14 protein-coding genes are annotated in these 15,811 nt (G+C 69.3%); 6 read left to right on the forward strand and 8 right to left on the reverse strand.

Annotated features, from left to right (window positions below; genetic code table 11):
• Positions 1-36: 36 nt before the first annotated feature.
• The 7 genes from AC5W7N_RS06995 to AC5W7N_RS07025 all read right to left on the reverse strand — a co-directional run bounded on the left by AC5W7N_RS06995 (position 37) and on the right by AC5W7N_RS07025 (position 9,683).
• Positions 37-2,862: a Na+/H+ antiporter subunit A gene (locus tag AC5W7N_RS06995; protein ID WP_194990610.1), complete on the reverse strand. Its 2,826-nt coding sequence runs from the start codon at positions 2,860-2,862 to the stop codon at positions 37-39.
• Between the two features lie 186 nt (positions 2,863-3,048).
• On the reverse strand, positions 3,049-5,283 hold the full coding sequence (locus AC5W7N_RS07000; RefSeq protein WP_495923416.1) for an AAA family ATPase: 2,235 nt from the start codon (positions 5,281-5,283) through the stop codon (positions 3,049-3,051).
• Positions 5,284-5,338: 55 nt separating this feature from the next.
• Positions 5,339-5,767: a hypothetical protein gene (locus tag AC5W7N_RS07005; RefSeq protein ID WP_228806443.1), complete on the reverse strand. Its 429-nt coding sequence runs from the start codon at positions 5,765-5,767 to the stop codon at positions 5,339-5,341.
• A gap of 198 nt (positions 5,768-5,965) precedes the next feature.
• The gene (locus tag AC5W7N_RS07010) at positions 5,966-6,322 is read right to left on the reverse strand and encodes a UBP-type zinc finger domain-containing protein (RefSeq protein ID WP_194990608.1); all 357 of its coding nucleotides are present in this window, start codon (positions 6,320-6,322) and stop codon (positions 5,966-5,968) included.
• The gene (locus AC5W7N_RS07015) at positions 6,319-7,788 is read right to left on the reverse strand and encodes an ATP-binding protein (RefSeq protein ID WP_163810449.1); all 1,470 of its coding nucleotides are present in this window, start codon (positions 7,786-7,788) and stop codon (positions 6,319-6,321) included. Before AC5W7N_RS07015 ends, AC5W7N_RS07010 begins: the two co-directional genes overlap by 4 nt.
• Positions 7,789-7,797: 9 nt before the next feature.
• On the reverse strand, positions 7,798-9,465 hold the full coding sequence (locus AC5W7N_RS07020) for an NAD(P)/FAD-dependent oxidoreductase (protein WP_195006837.1): 1,668 nt from the start codon (positions 9,463-9,465) through the stop codon (positions 7,798-7,800).
• Positions 9,466-9,506: 41 nt separating this feature from the next.
• The gene (locus AC5W7N_RS07025; RefSeq protein ID WP_194992723.1) at positions 9,507-9,683 is read right to left on the reverse strand and encodes a hypothetical protein; all 177 of its coding nucleotides are present in this window, start codon (positions 9,681-9,683) and stop codon (positions 9,507-9,509) included.
• A 170-nt stretch (positions 9,684-9,853) separates the two neighbouring features.
• Here AC5W7N_RS07025 and AC5W7N_RS07030 point away from each other — a divergent pair, with 170 nt between their 5' ends.
• On the forward strand, positions 9,854-10,309 hold the full coding sequence (locus tag AC5W7N_RS07030; protein ID WP_163810445.1) for an SRPBCC family protein: 456 nt from the start codon (positions 9,854-9,856) through the stop codon (positions 10,307-10,309).
• Between the two features lie 24 nt (positions 10,310-10,333).
• Here the strand turns inward: AC5W7N_RS07030 and AC5W7N_RS07035 are convergent, their stop codons facing one another.
• Positions 10,334-11,365, reverse strand: coding sequence for a beta-ketoacyl-ACP synthase III (locus AC5W7N_RS07035; protein ID WP_163810442.1), 1,032 nt, complete (start codon positions 11,363-11,365; stop codon positions 10,334-10,336).
• Between the two features lie 240 nt (positions 11,366-11,605).
• On the opposite strand from AC5W7N_RS07035, the gene AC5W7N_RS07040 reads away from it, so the two are divergent.
• The 5 genes from AC5W7N_RS07040 to AC5W7N_RS07060 all read left to right on the forward strand — a co-directional run bounded on the left by AC5W7N_RS07040 (position 11,606) and on the right by AC5W7N_RS07060 (position 15,770).
• Positions 11,606-11,878 (forward strand): GlsB/YeaQ/YmgE family stress response membrane protein, encoded by a 273-nt coding sequence (locus AC5W7N_RS07040; protein WP_163810572.1) that lies wholly within the window; start codon positions 11,606-11,608, stop codon positions 11,876-11,878.
• A gap of 154 nt (positions 11,879-12,032) precedes the next feature.
• Positions 12,033-12,758, forward strand: a complete 726-nt coding sequence (locus tag AC5W7N_RS07045; RefSeq protein WP_163810440.1) for a phosphatidylserine decarboxylase — start codon at positions 12,033-12,035, stop codon at positions 12,756-12,758.
• The gene (locus AC5W7N_RS07050; protein ID WP_163810438.1) at positions 12,755-13,666 is read left to right on the forward strand and encodes a CDP-alcohol phosphatidyltransferase family protein; all 912 of its coding nucleotides are present in this window, start codon (positions 12,755-12,757) and stop codon (positions 13,664-13,666) included. Before AC5W7N_RS07045 ends, AC5W7N_RS07050 begins: the two co-directional genes overlap by 4 nt.
• 44 nt (positions 13,667-13,710) lie before the next feature.
• Entirely contained in the window at positions 13,711-14,595 is an 885-nt protein-coding gene (locus tag AC5W7N_RS07055) for an RNA polymerase sigma-70 factor (RefSeq protein WP_195020174.1), read from the forward strand.
• 86 nt (positions 14,596-14,681) lie between these two features.
• The gene (locus AC5W7N_RS07060; protein ID WP_195020173.1) at positions 14,682-15,770 is read left to right on the forward strand and encodes an NAD(P)/FAD-dependent oxidoreductase; all 1,089 of its coding nucleotides are present in this window, start codon (positions 14,682-14,684) and stop codon (positions 15,768-15,770) included.
• The last annotated feature ends 41 nt before the right edge of the window (positions 15,771-15,811 follow it).

A 15,811-nucleotide genomic window follows, 5' to 3' on the forward strand; every position in this document is an offset into this window, starting at 1 on the left:
GGTTACGCAAGCTGCCTCCTCCGGGCGCTGACCCGGTCATGCGGTCGCCTCCCGCACCTCGGCCGGTTCCGGCGATTCGGACAGCTCGCGGTCCAGCCGCGCGCCGAGGCTGCGCAGCACGTCGAGCACCAGTCCGACCACGATGAGATACACGCCGAGATCGAAGAACAGCGAGGTCACCAGCTTGACGTGGCCGAGCAGCGGCAGCGTGACCTCCAGAATCGCCGACGACAACGGTGGTGCGCCGAAGATCAGCGAGGTGGTCGCGGTGCCCGCCGCCAGCGCCAGCCCGGCACCGAGCAGATGCCCCGCTTCCACCGGCAGCGCCTCACCGAGTTCGTAGGGTCCACCGGCCAGGTACCGCAGCACCAGTGCGAGTCCGGCGGTGAGACCGCCGGCGAACCCGCCGCCGGGGGCATTGTGGCCGGAGAAGATGAAGTAGACCGACAGCACCATCATGGTCGGGAAGACCAGGCGGGTGGTGATCTGCATGACCATCGAGCGTTCGCGGCGGTCGACCAGCCGGCCCGCGGGCAGCCAGCTCACCAGCCCCGGCCGGTAGTTGGGCGCGTCCACCGCGCGCGGCGCACTGCCGAAACGCCTGCTGCGGAAGACCAGCGAGGCCACACCGGTGGCCGCCACGACCAGCACCGAGATCTCGCCGAGGGTGTCCCAGGCGCGGATGTCGACCAGCAGCACGTTCACCGCGTTCTTGCCGCCGCCGAATTCGTAGGCCGCGCCGGGAATGCGATGCCAGATCGGTTCGGCGCTGCGGGCCGCGACGGCGAACGCGCCGAGCACGGTGACGGTGGCGCCGACGCAGGCCGCGAGCACCGCCCGCCGGACGTTGAATCCGGCGGTGCGCGAGCCGGAGATCTCGGCCGGGAAGGCGCGCAGCACCAGCACGAACACCACCAGCGTCAGCGTTTCCACCAGGAACTGGGTGAGCGCGAGATCGGGCGCGCCGTGCAGCGCGAAGATCACCCCGCACCCGTAGCCGGTGACGCCGACGACCAGCACGCTGGCCAGCCTGTTGCGCAGCACCGTCGCGCCGAGCGCCATCGCCACCATGATCGCGCCGATGGCCAGCTGCAACGGTGAATCCCACAGCCGCAGCTGCACCCCGGTGCGGGTGCCCATGGCCAGCACCACCGACGGCAGGATGATCAGCGTGCCGAGGATGATCGCCTGGCTGACCGGCAGCGAACCACGCTGCACCGAGCCCGTCATCCGCAGCGAGAGCTTGTCCATACCGCGCAGGGTGGCGTCGTAGGCGCGGTCGGCGTTGCCCAGCAGCGGTCGTGGAGATTCCCCGATCCGGCCGCGGAAAGTGAAGATCACCAGGCCCGCCGCGACGATCACGATGGTCAGCGCGAGGACGTCGGTGAAGCCGTGCCACAGCAGCAGATGCGTGCCGAGCACCCCGGGGATGGAGCGCGCGTACGGGCTGATCAGCTTGTCCAGGCCGGGTGCGGCCAGGCCCGCGGCCAGGCTGCCCGCGGCCAGTACGGCCGGCGCGCCGAGCAGTAGGACGCCGGGGCGATGCCAGTCCGGTTCGGTGACGCCGGGCTTGTCGCCGAACGCGCCCCAGAGGAAGCGGGCGCTGTAGGCGACCGTCAGCATCGAGCCGAGCGTCACCACCACGGTCAACAGGATGCGGGCCGGATCACTGAGGATGTCGGCGTGCAAGGTGGCATCGAGGGCGCCCTCCTTGGCCACGAACCCGACCATCAGCGGGATTCCCGCCATGCTCAGCGCGGCCGCCACCGCCACCGCGTACAGCACCGGTGCACGTCGCCCGAGGCCGGTGAGCGCACGCAGATCACGGGTGCCCGCCCCGTGATCGACGATGCCGACCACCATGAACAGGCAGGCCTTGAACAGCGCGTGCGCCACGATCAGCGCGAGCCCGGCCAGCGCGGCATCGGGCGTGCCGATGCCGACCATCAGGATGAGGAACCCGAGCTGGCTGACGGTGCCGAACGCCAGCACCAATTTCAGGTCGCTGACCTGCAACGCGCGCACCCCGGCGAGCAGCATCGAAGCGCCGCCGAGCACCAGCACGATCGGATGCCAGACCGGGTTGGTCGCGAATACCGGCGCCAGCCGCGCCACCAGATACACACCGGCCTTCACCATGGCGGCGGCATGGAGATAGGCGCTGACCGGGGTGGGCGCGGCCATGGCGCCGGGCAACCAGAAATGCAGCGGAACGATGGCCGACTTGCTGAGCGCCCCGACCAGGATCAGCATCACCGCGACGTTCACCGCGAGACCACTTGGCGGCTGTTCGGCGGCGAGCAGATCCGACAGCAGATAACTGCCGGTGCTCATCCCGAGGATGATGATGCCGACCAGCATCGCCAGCCCGCCCGCCGCCGTCACCAGCAGCGCCTGGATCGCCGCGCGCCGGCTCTGCGCCTGTTCGGAGTTGTGGCCGACCAACAGGAACGACAGGACGGTCGTGGTCTCCCAGAAGACGAACAGCAACACCATATTGTCGCTGGTGACCAGACCGAACATGGCGCCGGCGAAGCCGACCATCTGCGCGGCGAAAATGCCGAGCTTCGGTTCGGAGTCGTCGAAGTAGCGTCCGCAATAGAAAAGGATCAGCGACCCGATCCCGAGCACCAGCGCACACATGACCGCCGCCAGCGAATCGAAGCGCAGATCGATGTTCATCTCGATGCTCGGCGCCCAGCTGACCCGCGACCGCACCGTCTCGTTCCAGTTCGCGGCGACCCAGCCGAGGCTGCCGAGCGGAACGAGGGCGAGCAGATAGAACGCATTGCGACCGATCGCCCGAACGCACAGCGGCGCCACCAGAGCGGCCAGGGCATGGGCGAGCAGAATTCCGAGCAAACTTCACTCCGTCGGGTCGGTGCGGCGGGGTGCTGCGCTCCCATCCTACGTGGGTGGATAGTAGGACTTGTGTCCAGGTGGCTATGTGCTCCGCCATATTCGGCCGAACCGGCTATACCTCCGCAGATCTTTCGGCCGTGGTGAGGAGAGCCGGAAAACCGGTCGGACCCGGGTGCGGCGCCGCCCTCAGCGGTCGCCGGCCCTGGCGTCGGCGTAGCGGCGCAACGATTCGACCTGGTCGGGGTCGAGCGAGGGCCGCACCACCGAACGCGCCGCGGCCAGATCGGCGGCGGTGACGTCGGCCGCGGCCACATCGCGGCGCATCGCGGCCAGCGCCGCTTCACGCAGCAGCGCGGCGCAGTCGGCGGCCGAATACCCGTCGAGGTCCTCGGCCAGCGCCGCCAGATCGACGTCGGCGGCCAGCGGCACCGACCGTCCCGCCGTCGTCAGGATCGCCAGCCGGGCCTGCGCGTCCGGCGGCGGAACGAACACCAGCCGCTCCAAGCGGCCGGGCCGCAGCAGCGCGGGATCGATCAGCTCGGGCCGGTTCGTGGCCCCGAGCACCACCACCTCACGCAGCGGTTCGACGCCGTCGAGCTCGGTGAGCAGCGCCGCGACCACCCGGTCGCCGACGCCGGAGTCCGAGCTCTGCCCGCGGCGCGGCGCCAGCGCGTCGACCTCGTCGAGGAAGATCAGCGACGGCGCCGAATCCCGCGCCCGCTGGAACAGCTCACGCACCGCGCGTTCGGACGAGCCGACCCACTTGTCCATCAGCTCCGCACCCTTGACCGCGTGCACGCTGAGCTGGCCCGTCCCGGCGAGCGCACGGACCAGATAGGTCTTGCCGCAGCCGGGCGGACCGTAGAGCAGCACCCCGCGCGGCGGTTCGATACCGAGGCGGGCGAAGGAATCCGGATGCCGCAGCGGCCACAGCACGGTCTCGGTGAGGGCCTGTTTGGTCTCGGCCATATCGCCGACGTCGTCGAGGCCGAGGCTGCCGATGGCCAGTTCCTCCATCCCGGAACGCGACAGCGGCCGGATCACCTCGAGCGCCCCGACCAGGTCTTGCTGGCACAGCTGCGGTTCGGCCTGATCGCGATTGGCCCGCGAGGCCGCGCGCAGCGCCGCCTCCCGGCACAGCGCGGCCAGATCCGACACCACGAAACCGGGTGTCTTCGCGGCGATCTCGTCGAGTTTCAGATCACCCGTCGGGACCTTGCGCAGTAGTTGTTCCAGCAGCGACCGGCGCACCGCGGCCGTCGGCAGCGTCAGCGCGATCTCGCGATCGCACAGGTCGGGGGCGCGCAGCCGGGGATCGAGCGCGGACGGATGCGCGGTGGTGGCCAGGAAAGCGACGCACGGTTCGGCGATGGCCGCGCGCAGTTGATCCAGGATCAGCGTGGCCACCGGGTCGGCGGTCGCGGGCAGCAGCGCATCGATATCGGTGATGAGCAGGATGCCGCCCTGCCCGGAACTCACCTTGGCCACCGCCTGCGCCACCTCACGCAGCCGTGCCCCGCTCTCGGCGGCGCCGACGGCGGGGCCATCCAGTTCGATGATGCGCCGCGGTGCGGTGACCGCTCTGGCCAGCGTCGCCTTGCCGACGCCCGCCGGACCGGTGATCAGCACACCCAGATGTGGGGATGCGCCAAGGGTTTTCAGCAGTTCGGGCTCATCGAGGGCCAGCGTCAGCCATTCGGTGAGCTTGGCCGCCTGGGTGTGTGCGCCCACCAGATCCTCGACCGGGATCGGGGCGGGGCGGGCGGCGGCGACGGTGCCGGTCGGATCGGCGGTCATGCTCGCGGAGGAGTCCTCCCGGGCAGAGCCGGTGGCGGGCCTGCCGTTACCGCCCACCGGTGCGATGGCTCCAGGCCCCCAGTCCACGGCGGTATTGGGTTGCACGCTCACCGGGCCCGGCGAGGGATCGGTGGCGGTGACGGTGAGCAGTTCGGTGGTCCAGGCGATGCCGAAGGTGCGCGAGAGCGCCTGACTCGCGGCCGAGGCGGGCAGATCCGGGCCGAGATCACGCGGCAGCAACGAGACCGTATCGCCGACGGTGACGATCTTGCCGAGCAGCGCCTGCCGCAGCGTCGCCGCCGGAATCGACCCGGTGGCGTGCGCCGAGCCGCTCACCGAGATCCGCCGACCGCCGTGGACGGTCGCGGGTGAGACCACCACGGTCGCGCTGTCCCGCAGGCCGGCATTGGACAACGTGACGTCGTCGAGCAGGGCCACCCCGGCGGGCGTGCCCGCGGGCGCGAGACCGGCCACCGCGGCCGTGCGCCTGGAACCGACGAGCGTGATCCCATCCCATTCCCGCAGCCCGAGGGCGGTGAGCACCTCGGCATGCAACCGCACGACGCCGCGGCGGGCATCGGCGGCAGAGGGATTCAGACGCGCGGTAAGAGCCAAATCAGCCATCGCTGACCATTCTGCATCTGATTCGCGCCGCCTGCGGCGTCGCGGACGGCGCTACTCAGGGTTCGACGATGCCCGCGGCTTCGGCGACCGGAGTGTTCGCCATCTCGTCGGACAGGCAGACCAGCTTGGCGGTGCCGAGGGCGACGTTGGGGCTGCCCGCGAACGGGCTTTCCGGGTGTTCGGCCAGGATCGCCTCGATCAGCGCCTTCTCCGCGGCGATGTCGAGCTGGCGGAATTCGGCGCAGGTGGTCTGCGAAGCGGTTCCGGACGTGCTGCCCCCGGTGCGCGTCGTGGTGGGCGCCGAGGAGGTCTCGCTGGACTCCGAGGTGGTGGTCGCGCGGGCCGAGGTGGTGGTCGAGGCGCTCGAGGTATCGGTTGTGCCCTTGCGCAGCCCGCTCGCCTCGGTGGACTCGTCCGGACCGCAGCCGGCCAGGACCAACGCCAAGGCGCCGATGGACAGAATCGTCGCAGGAATTCGCTTCATATCGTGGGTTCCCCGGTGATCAGCGGCGCCGGAGCCTCCGGCGCGTCCGATGCAGCGTACCGGGTAGGGACGGTTCTTCGACATGGGTGCCTCACAGGATCGAGCGCCCGCCGGGCGCGCGGACAGGTGCGTGGCCCACTGTCGGCGATGGGCCTTGCCGCCGCCTTATCGATCGCTGAACGCTCCCGTCGCCGCAGCTCAGCGGTGGATCAGCGATTGCCAGTCGGCGGGCACTCGCGCCCGCGGGCCCGGCGCACCCTGATCCTCTGGATGATGATGCGGCGGCGCCAGCTCCGGCCCGCCGCTGAACATCTCCTCGGTGCGGAAATCCCAGTACCAGTCCTCGCCCGGCTCATAGCTCTGGATGAACGGGTGGCCGGTCGCCGCGGCATGCTTGCTCGCGTGTTGTTGCGGTGAACTGTCGCAGCAGCCGATATGTCCGCACTGCGCGCAGCGGCGCAGATGCACCCACCAGCCCGCGGCGGCCTCGCATTCCACGCAGCCGGGCCCGCTCGGCGGAACGGCCGGATCAATGCCCTCGGGTAGCTCGGTCATGCCGGATCTCCTGTCGATTCCAGATTCGCCGGTTCGTCCTCTTTCCGGTGCAGCGGCAGCCAGACGGTGAATGTGGTGTCACCCGGGCGGGATTCGAGCCGGATGTCGCCGTGATGTTTGTTGACCACGATCCGGAACGAGATGTCGAGGCCGAGCCCGGTGCCCTCACCGACCGGCTTGGTGGTGAAGAACGGCTCGAAGATGCGGTCGCGGACCTCGGTGGGCACCCCGGGGCCGGTGTCGTTGATCTGGACGACGGCGCAGTCGTTGTCGTGGCGGGTGCGGATGGTCAGCGTGCCTGCCCCGTCCATCGCGTACACGGCATTGTCGATCAGATTGGTCCAGACCTGATTCAGCTCGGCGGCGTAGCAGGGCACCGGCGGTAGCGCACGGTCGTAATCCTTGACCACCTGGATCGAATCGCCGATCTTGCGGTTGAGCATCACCAGCGTGCTGTCGAGCAGTTCGTGCAGATCGACCACCTGGAACGGGGCCCGATCCATCTGCGAATACTGCTTGGCCGCGCCGACCAGGGTGGAGATGCGCGCGGTGGAGTCGGCGATCTCGTTCATCAGCAGTTCGGTCTCGATGGTGTAGTTCAGCCAGCGGATGGCGCCTTCGAGCACCTGCGGGGTGCAGTCCTCGAGCGTCGCGGCCACCCGGTCCAGCCAGTCGGCGTCGAAACCGGCCTGCACGAAGTTCGGCGCGAGATCCCAGCCGTCGGCGATGCCGTGCTCGTCGAGCCATTCGCCGAGCACGTCCTCGCGGTCGGCGGCCTCGAGCGGCGTCAGCTCGGGCGCCTTGGCGACCTGGGCCGCGGCCTCCTCCTGCAAGCGCACCAGTGATTCCAGCGAGGCGGTGTCGAACTTGCCCTGTGCCATCATGGCGAGCTTGTGCCGCATGCCGGCGATGCGCTCGCGCAGGCCGGAGGTGGCGCGCACCGCGGCGGCGGCCGGATTGTTCAGTTCGTGGGTCAGCCCGGCCGACAGCGAGCCGAGCGCAAGCAGGCGTTCCCGCTGGGCGATGCGGGCGTTGTTGTTGCGCTGGCCGAAGAACGCGCCCTCCAGCAGATGCACCGCCATCGGGAACCATTCGTGCATCATCCGCGCGAAGGTGGTGGCATCGAGCACGAAGAACCGCGACGGCCGGGTGACGTACATCGACCCGCCGTAGTGCTGATCGGCGCGCTCGCCCAGATAGGCCGCCCACGCCCCGGCGTAGGAGCCGCGATGGTCGGTGCGCACCATCTCGATCTCCTGGCCGCCCGACAGCTTGGTCAACCGCACCTCGCCGTCCATCAGCACGTAGAAACAGGTCGCCGGTTCACCTTCGCGATAGACCGGTCCCGGCTCGATGCGTTCGATCCGGCCGTCGGCGCACAACCACGCCAGCTGCTCGTCGTTCAGTTTCTCGAACAGGAACAGCGTCCGCAGTTCCGTGGGGTCGCAGATCATTTCGGAGCCCATGGCCGCCTCCTACGCCAGGTACCGGTGGACGAGCATGACCGCCATCGCGCCCTCACCGACGGCGGAGGCGACCCGCTTGGCCGATTCGGCGTGGACGTCGCCGGCCACGAACACCCCTGGCACGCTGGTCTCGAGGTGATGCGGCGGCCGCGGCAGTTCCCAGCCGGCCGGACGCGAGCCTTCGACCAGCAGATCGGGGCCCGCGAGTACGTAGCCGTCGTCGTCGCGCGCCACCACGCCGTCGAGCCAGTCGGTCTGCGGTGCCGCGCCGATGAACAGGAACAGCCGCTCGGTGGCGGCCTTCTCCTCGGCCCCGGTCTCGTTGTCGCGCAAGACGATCGTGTGCAGGTGATCGTCGCCGTCCACGCCGACCACCTCGGTGCGGGTGTGCACGCGGATATTGGGCGTCTGCGCGATCTGCTGGATCAGGTAGAAGGACATGGATTTCTCCAGCGAATCCGCCCGCACCACCAGATGCACCGTGCGCGCGTTGCGGGACAGGAACATCGCGGCCTGACCTGCCGAGTTCGCACCGCCGACGATGTAGACGTCGTGTTCGGCGCATTCGGCCGCTTCGGTCATCGCCGAGCCGTAATACACACCGCGCCCGGTGAATTCGTCCACCCCGGGCGCCGGATGGCGCCGATAGTCCACTCCGGTCGCGATGATGACGGTGTGCCCGCACAGCCGTCCGCCGTCGGCGAAGCGCACGGTGCGCGCCGACCCGTTGACCTCGAGTCCGACCACTTCGCGGGTGGTGATCACCTCGGCGCCGAACTTGGCGGCCTGCCGTCGCGCGCGGTCGGCCAGTTGCGCACCGGACAGGCCGTCCGGGAAGCCGAGGTAGTTCTCGATCCGGGAACTCTGCCCGGCCTGCCCGCCGGTGGCGGTGCGTTCCACCAGCACCGTGCGCAAACCCTCGGACGCGCCGTAGACGGCCGCGCCGAGTCCGGCCGGTCCGCCGCCGACGACGATCAGATCGTAGAAATCGCCGACCGGTTCGGTGCTGAGCCCGACGCTGCCCGCCAGTTCACTGTCGCTGGGTTGCAGCAGCGCCCGCCCGTCGGCGGTGATCACCACCGGACATCGCTGCGGATCGGCGCCGGCGGCCTCGAGCAGCCGCGCGCCCTCGGGTTCGTCGGCCAGGTACCAGCGGTAGGGCAGCTGGTTGCGGGCCAGGAATTCGCGCACCTGTGAGGAGCGCGGCGACCATCGATTGCCGATCACCTTGGTCCCGGTCACCGGTTTCTGGTCGCTGCCGCGCCATGCCTCCAGCAAGGCGTCCAGCACCGGATAGAGCTTCTCTTCCGGCGGATCCCACGGCTTGAGCAGATAGTGATCGAGATCGATGACGTTGATCGCGTCGATCGCGGCATTGGTGTCGGCGTAGGCGGTGAGCAGCACCCGCCGCGCGTACGGGTGCAGGTCCATGGCCTGTTCGAGGAATTCGATGCCGTCCATGCCCGGCATGCGGTAGTCGGCGATCAGCACCGCGACCGGCTGGTCGCGCAGTTTCAATTCACGCAGCGCCTCTAGGGCCGCCGGGCCCGATTCCGCGCGCAGGATGCGGTAGTCGGCGCCGTAGCGGCGGCGCAGATCGCGCACGACGGCCCGGGAGACTCCCGGGTCGTCGTCGACGCTGAGAATGGCCGGCTTGGGTGCAGCGGGGGAACTCACCTCATGAGTATGCGCTGCTGTCGTAGCGGCGGAGGGTGCGCTCACACGCGGTGACGCAGTACCAGTTCGAGTTCGCTTGGGGTGAGCAGTCTTTCGAGACGTTCCTCGACGCGCGGGGTGGATTCACCGTCGGGCTCGATCAGCGGCAATTGCGGAAGGTTCGATGCCGCCGACCTCGATTGCGGCGGATGACGATGTAGGAGGGAGCGCAGTTTCACGGCCGATCACCTCACTGTTGCGGGCGGTTCGCTGGTGGCTGTGTTCTCTCGTCTATCCCCATTGTGCGCCGCTCGTTACATTCGGGCCCGCAGACATGCGAAAATGTGACCTGGCCATCATTACGATTAGGATGCGCGTCACTCGTAGTCGCACATAACCGGAGGCAGTGTTGCCGAACAATCTCGAAGCCGCCATCGACATCGCCGCGCCGCCGGAGAAGGTCTGGAAGGTCGTCTCCGACCTGAAGCGGATGCCGGAGTTCAGTCCGCAGTGCGTCAAAATGGTCCCGCTGGGCACGCCGAAGGCCGGCACCTGGACGATCAATCTGAACAAAGACGGGTTCAAGCGCTGGCCGACCACCTCGCGCATCGTGCGGTACGAGCCCAACCAGGCCTTCGCCTTCCGGATGAACGAGAACCGCACCGTCTGGAGCTACACCCTCGAGCCCAGCGCCACCGGTACCCGCCTGATCGAGCGCCGAGACGTGCCCAACGGCGTCACCTGGCTCGTGCGCAAGGCCATCGACGGGGTGCTCGGCGGTGAACAGGCCTTCGAGGACGCGCTGACCAAGGGCATGAACGAAACCCTGGCCAAGATCAAGGTAGCGGTCGAGGCGGGCGCGTAGTCCGCACCCGCCTCGCCTGCGCCGTCAGGACTGCCAGTTCGGCAGCGATACCACCTGCGCGGCCCAGGACAGGCCCGCGCCGAAGGCGATGAGCAGGGCGGTATCGCCCGGCTTGGACTGCCCGGTGCGCAGCAGCTGCTCCATCGCCAGCGGAATCGAGGCGGCCGAGGTGTTACCGGTCTCCTCGATATCGTTCGCGAGCGCGCAATGCTCGGGCAGCTCCAGCACCCGCGCCATGATCTCGATGATCCGGCCGTTCGCCTGATGCGGAATCATCGCGTCGAGATCGCCGGTGGACAGGCCTGCCCTGTCGATGGCCTCCCGGCACACCTTCTCCAGCGAGTGCGCCGCCCAGCGGAACACCGCCGTGCCCTCCATCGCCAGATACGGCCGGACGGCGTCGAGGCCCTTCTCGTCGATCTCGGCGAAGAACTCCATCCAGTCCTTGTCCTGGCGGATGGCGTGATGCTGGGTGCCGTCCGAACCCCACACCGTGGGGGCGATGCCCTGCTCCTCGGACGGGCCGACCACGACCGCGCCCGCGCCGTCGGCGAACAGGAACGCGGTGGAGCGGTCGGTCGGATTGATCGTGTTCGTGAGCTTTTCCACCCCGACAACCAGCACGTTCTTCGATGTGCCCGCGCGTACCAGATCCGAGGCGAGGGCCAGCCCATGGCAGAAGCCGGCGCATCCGGCGGAGATGTCGAAGGCGGCCGCACCGTTCATGCCGAGCTCGGTCGCGATCTGCGGCGCCGCGGCCGGGGTGAGCAGCAAATGGGTCGAGGTGGCGACGATGACGCAATCGACCTGGTCGGCGGCGACTCCCGCCGATTCCAGCGCCCCGCGCGCGGCCGCGACGCTCATGCTCTGGATGGTTTCGGAATCGTCGGCGAAGCGCCGGGTGCGAATGCCGGACCTCGTCCTGATCCATTCGTCGCTCGAGTCGATCGGGCCCGCTACCTCGTCGTTCGTGACCACACGGGCGGGGCGATAGACGCCGAGCCCGAGGATCGCCGTGTGCTCTGCGCCAGTGGTCTGGGCGAAACGAGCAGCCATGGTGCGTCTCCTATGTACCTGCGGCGTCGGCGCCGCCGGGGTGTCCCCGAATATCGATGTGGATCCTCACTGGTCGATAGCTACGAATCAGCTGGTACTACGCGAACTCGTAGACATGAGGCTCCCTCATATTAGCGCTACCCGGGGTACACGCGAGTGCGTATTCTCACAATGACCCGGGTATATCCCAGGCACACGCCGCAAACCGGCGGCGTGCCCAACCACAGATTCGAGGACACCATGCTCGGAATCGGGATCATCGCGTGGATCATCATCGGGGGCCTCGCGGGCTGGATCGCCAGCAAAATCATGAAAACCGATGCTCAACAGGGCATTCTGCTCAATATCGTGGTGGGCGTGATCGGCGGCCTGCTCGGCGGATTCGTCCTGGCACTGTTCGGGGTCGATGTGGAGAGCGCCGGCTGGTTCTTCAGCTTCTTCACCTGCCTCGCCGGTGCGGTCATCCTGCTCTACCTGGTGAAACTGTTCACCGGGCGCCGCTCAGCGCACTGACACCGGGTGCCACGGGCGCGGTTCCCGTAAGGTGTGAACGCTTGCGCCGAACCTGTTCGACGACCGCTTTCATCCGTCGACGGGCATCGAGACCGTCGCCGTGACGGGCCTCGAACGGCGCGTTCGTCTTGCACCGAGCACGAAAGAGGAGCCTGTGGCACGCCGTCCCACCCCGCCCGGCACGCCCGAACGCACCGGCCTCGGCCACGTCGCCGATCTGGTGCGCCATGCGATCCCGCCGTTGCACCCGGCCGGTCTGCCGTTCGTCGCGGCACCACTGGCCGTCGCGGTGCTCGGCGGCAAACGTCGCTGGGTGCGCCGCGGCGGGTTGGCGGCGGCCGCGGCCTGCGCCACGTTCTTCCGGCATCCGCACCGGGTGCCGCCCAACCGGGCCGGCGCCGTCGTCGCACCCGCCGACGGCGAGATCGCGCTGGTCGACACCGCGGTGCCGCCCGCCGAGCTCGGCCTCGGTGATCAGCCCCTGCCCCGCGTCAGCATCTTCCTGTCCGTTCTCGATGTCCACGTGCAGCGGGTGCCCGTCTCCGGGACCGTGCGCACCGTGCTGCATCAGGCCGGCCAGTTCCGCTCGGCCGACCTGCCCGAGGCCAGCTCGGTGAACGAGCGCAACAGCATGGTCATCGACACCCCGTCCGGCGCCCAGATCGTGGTCGTGCAGATCGCGGGCCTGCTGGCCCGCCGCATCGTCTGCGATGCCAAGCCCGGTGACGTGCTCACCATCGGCGACACCTACGGCCTGATCCGTTTCGGTTCCCGGGTCGACACCTACTTCCCGGCGGGCACCGAACTGCTCGTCGACGTCGGTCAGCGCACCATCGGTGCCGAGACCGTGCTGGCCGTATTGCCGACCGCAGGGTCATGATGGAGCCGGGCACTGCCGGACGGCGGCGCCGGTCGATCCGGCTGCTGCCGAGCATGGTCACCATCATGGCGCTGTGCTCCGGCCTGTCCGCGGTGAAGTTCGCGCTCGACGGTGAATTCGGGGTCTCGCTCGCCATGATCGGCGCGGCGGCCGTCCTGGACACCCTCGACGGGCGGCTCGCGCGGATGCTGGCCGCCACCACCAAGATCGGCGCCGAGCTGGATTCGCTCTCCGACGCCATCTCCTTCGGTGTCGCACCCGCTCTCGTGCTCTACATCGGGCTGCTCAGCGACAACAGCACCGGCTGGATCATCGCCCTGCTGTTCGCGGTGAGCATCGTGCTGCGGCTGGCCCGGTTCAACACGCTGATGGACGACGACACCCGCCCGGACTGGGCGCGCGAGTATTTCGTCGGCGTCCCGGCCCCCGCCGCCGCGCTCATCGCCCTGGCCCCGGTCGCGCTGTATGTGCAGTTCGGCGACGGCTGGTGGGTCGGCTTCGGCATGGTCTCGGCGTGGGTGGTGTTCGCCGCCCTGCTTGCGGTGAGCACCATCCCGACCCTGGCGATGAAGTCGGTGTCGGTGGCGCCGCAGGCCGCCGCCGGGCTGCTGGTGCTGGTGGCGGCGGCCGCGGCCGCGCTGGTCACCTATCCGATCGTGCTGCTGCTGGTGCTGATCGTGCTGTACCTGGGGCATATCCCGTTCGCCTGGTATTCGCAGCGCTGGGTCGCGGCCCGGCCGGAGACCTGGGAGCACAAACCGGCCGAACGGCGGGCGCAGCGGCGGGCACAGCGGCGGCGTCCGGCGATCCGGCGGCCCGCCATCCGTCGCCCGGCGATGCGCGGTTCGTCGCGGCTGCGGCTGCGCCGTCCGGGTGGTAAGCGCGAACACAACGGCGTCGAGAGCTGAGCGGCCGCGGGTATCGTCACCGCTGACGGCGCGGGAGGTGGCGGATGGACGCACAGGGGCTGGCGGATTTCGAAGCCGAGCGTCCGCGCTTGTTCTCGCTGGCCTACCGGATGCTCGGCTCGGCGGCCGAAGCCGAGGACGCCGTGCAGGAGACCTACCTGCGCTGGGAAGCCGCCGATCGCGGCGAGATCCGTTCGGCGCAGGCCTGGTTGACCACGGTCGTGGTGAATCTGTGTCGCAGCTGGCTGGATTCGGCGCGGGCACGGCGGGAGAGGTATGTCGGGCCGTGGCTGCCCGAGCCGGTGCCGACCGGTGCGGGGGAGCTCGGCCCGCTGGAATCGGCGCAGGAACGCGAGCTGGTGTCGTTGGCGCTGCTCACCGCGCTGGAACGGCTCACTCCGGTCGAACGCGCGGTGTTCGTGCTGCGCGAGGCCTTCGGATATTCGCATCGTGAGATCGCCGGAATGCTCGAGCTCACCGAATCCAATGCGCAGCAGATCTTCCATCGCGCGGGCCGACGAGTGCGGGATGGCAAGGCGCGCTTCGATATTCCGGCCGAGCAGGCGCGTGCGCTGATGGAGCGGTTCTTCGCCGCCGCCCGCAACGGCGAAATCGCCGCACTGGAGCAGATGCTCGCCGCCGACGTGGTCTCGGTGGCCGACGGTAACGGCATGGTGGGTGTGGCCCGGCGGCCGGTGGTCGGTGCGTCGAAGGTCGCGGTGTACCTCACCAAGCTCTTCGGCTGGGTGGTGCCGGGTGTGACGATCGAGATCGTCGAGGTGAACGGGCTGCCCGCGGTCTGCGCCTGGGCCGACGGCGCGCCCCTCGCGGTCTGTACCGCCGATTCCGACGGTGAGGTGGTGACGGCGCTGCGACTGGTGGTCGCGCCGGACAAGCTAGCCTACTTCGGCACCGCCCGAGCAGTGTGACCGGCCTCACTTCCGCGAGCTGTCAGGGATCGGCGGGTCATCCGGTCTGAGTGGTGTCACCGTCCCCATTCCCTGAGGAGCCCACCATGAGCGCACAGCATCGGATCGTTGTCCTCGGCGCCGGATACGCGGGCTTGGCGGCTGTGCGCCGGTTCGCGAAGAAGACGCCCGGCGCCGACGTCACCGTGGTCGATGCCCGAACACATTTCGTCGAGCGCGTGCGGCTGCACCAGCGCTTCGCCGGCCAGCAGACCCGGGCGTGGGAACTGCGAGAACTCTTGGAACCCAGGGGTATCGGCTTCGTGCACGCCCGGGTGACCGAGCTCGACGCCGAGCGCGCGCTGCTGCGATGCGCCGATCGCGAACCGCTCGGCTACGACACGCTGGTCTACGCGCTCGGCAGCGTCGCCGACGACGCCGGGGTGCCGGGCGTGGCCGAATACGCCTATTCGGTGGCGACGCCGGAAGCGGCGGCCCGCATCCCCGCGGACGGCCCGATCGTCGTGGTCGGCGCCGGCGCGACCGGCATCGAAGTGGCCGCCGAACTCGCCGAATCCCGCAGTGACGTCTGCGTGGAGCTGGTCAGCGCAACGGAACCGGGTGCGTGGTTGTCACCGCGGGCGCAGACGCATATCCGCCGGGTGCTGGAAGGGCTCGGTGTCCGGATTCACGCGGCGGCGAAGGTCATCGAGGTGTGTGCGGACGCGGTGCGGCTGGCCGATGGGACCTCGCTGCAATCCCGTGCCACCGTGTGGACCACCGGTTTCGGTGTGCCGCAGCTGGCCGCGCGGGCAGGTCTCGCGGTGGACGCGCACGGCCGGATCCGCACCGACGCCACCTTGCGTTCGGTCTCGCATCCGAACATCTACGCTGCCGGCGACAGTGCTGTGGTCGCCGGTCCCGGTGATCGTGAGCTGCGGATGGCCTGCGCGACCGCGCTGCCGACCGGCTCCTACGCCGCCGCGGCGATCACCGCTCGCCTGCGCGGCCGGGAACCGGGCGAGCTGAAGTTCCGCTACTACCTCCAGTGCCTGAGCCTCGGGCGTCATGACGGCGTCATCCAGTTCGTGCGCGCCGACGACGCACCTGGACGAATGGTGCTGACCGGGCGCACCGCGGCGCGGGTCAAGGAGACGATCGTGCGCTTCGCGGCCGCCGGGGCAGGCGCGAAGTAGCAATCGTCAACCAATGGTTGACGACACTGGGTCGTCAACCT

Source organism: Nocardia sp. CDC519 (genome assembly GCF_059509835.1).

What these genes read in the sequence shown, in the direction of transcription:
- AC5W7N_RS07000 (WP_495923416.1), bottom strand. Translation starts at nt 5,283, where the DNA reads ATGGCTGATTTGGCTCTTACCGCGCGTCTGAATCCCTCTGCCGCCGAT.
- AC5W7N_RS07005 (WP_228806443.1), bottom strand. Translation starts at nt 5,767, where the DNA reads ATGAAGCGAATTCCTGCGACGATTCTGTCCATCGGCGCCTTGGCGTTG.
- AC5W7N_RS07010 (WP_194990608.1), bottom strand. Translation starts at nt 6,322, where the DNA reads ATGACCGAGCTACCCGAGGGCATTGATCCGGCCGTTCCGCCGAGCGGG.
- AC5W7N_RS07015 (WP_163810449.1), bottom strand. Translation starts at nt 7,788, where the DNA reads ATGGGCTCCGAAATGATCTGCGACCCCACGGAACTGCGGACGCTGTTC.
- AC5W7N_RS07035 (WP_163810442.1), bottom strand. Translation starts at nt 11,365, where the DNA reads ATGGCTGCTCGTTTCGCCCAGACCACTGGCGCAGAGCACACGGCGATC.
- AC5W7N_RS07040 (WP_163810572.1), top strand. Translation starts at nt 11,606, where the DNA reads ATGCTCGGAATCGGGATCATCGCGTGGATCATCATCGGGGGCCTCGCG.
- AC5W7N_RS07050 (WP_163810438.1), top strand. Translation starts at nt 12,755, where the DNA reads ATGATGGAGCCGGGCACTGCCGGACGGCGGCGCCGGTCGATCCGGCTG.
- AC5W7N_RS07055 (WP_195020174.1), top strand. Translation starts at nt 13,711, where the DNA reads ATGGACGCACAGGGGCTGGCGGATTTCGAAGCCGAGCGTCCGCGCTTG.
- AC5W7N_RS07060 (WP_195020173.1), top strand. Translation starts at nt 14,682, where the DNA reads ATGAGCGCACAGCATCGGATCGTTGTCCTCGGCGCCGGATACGCGGGC.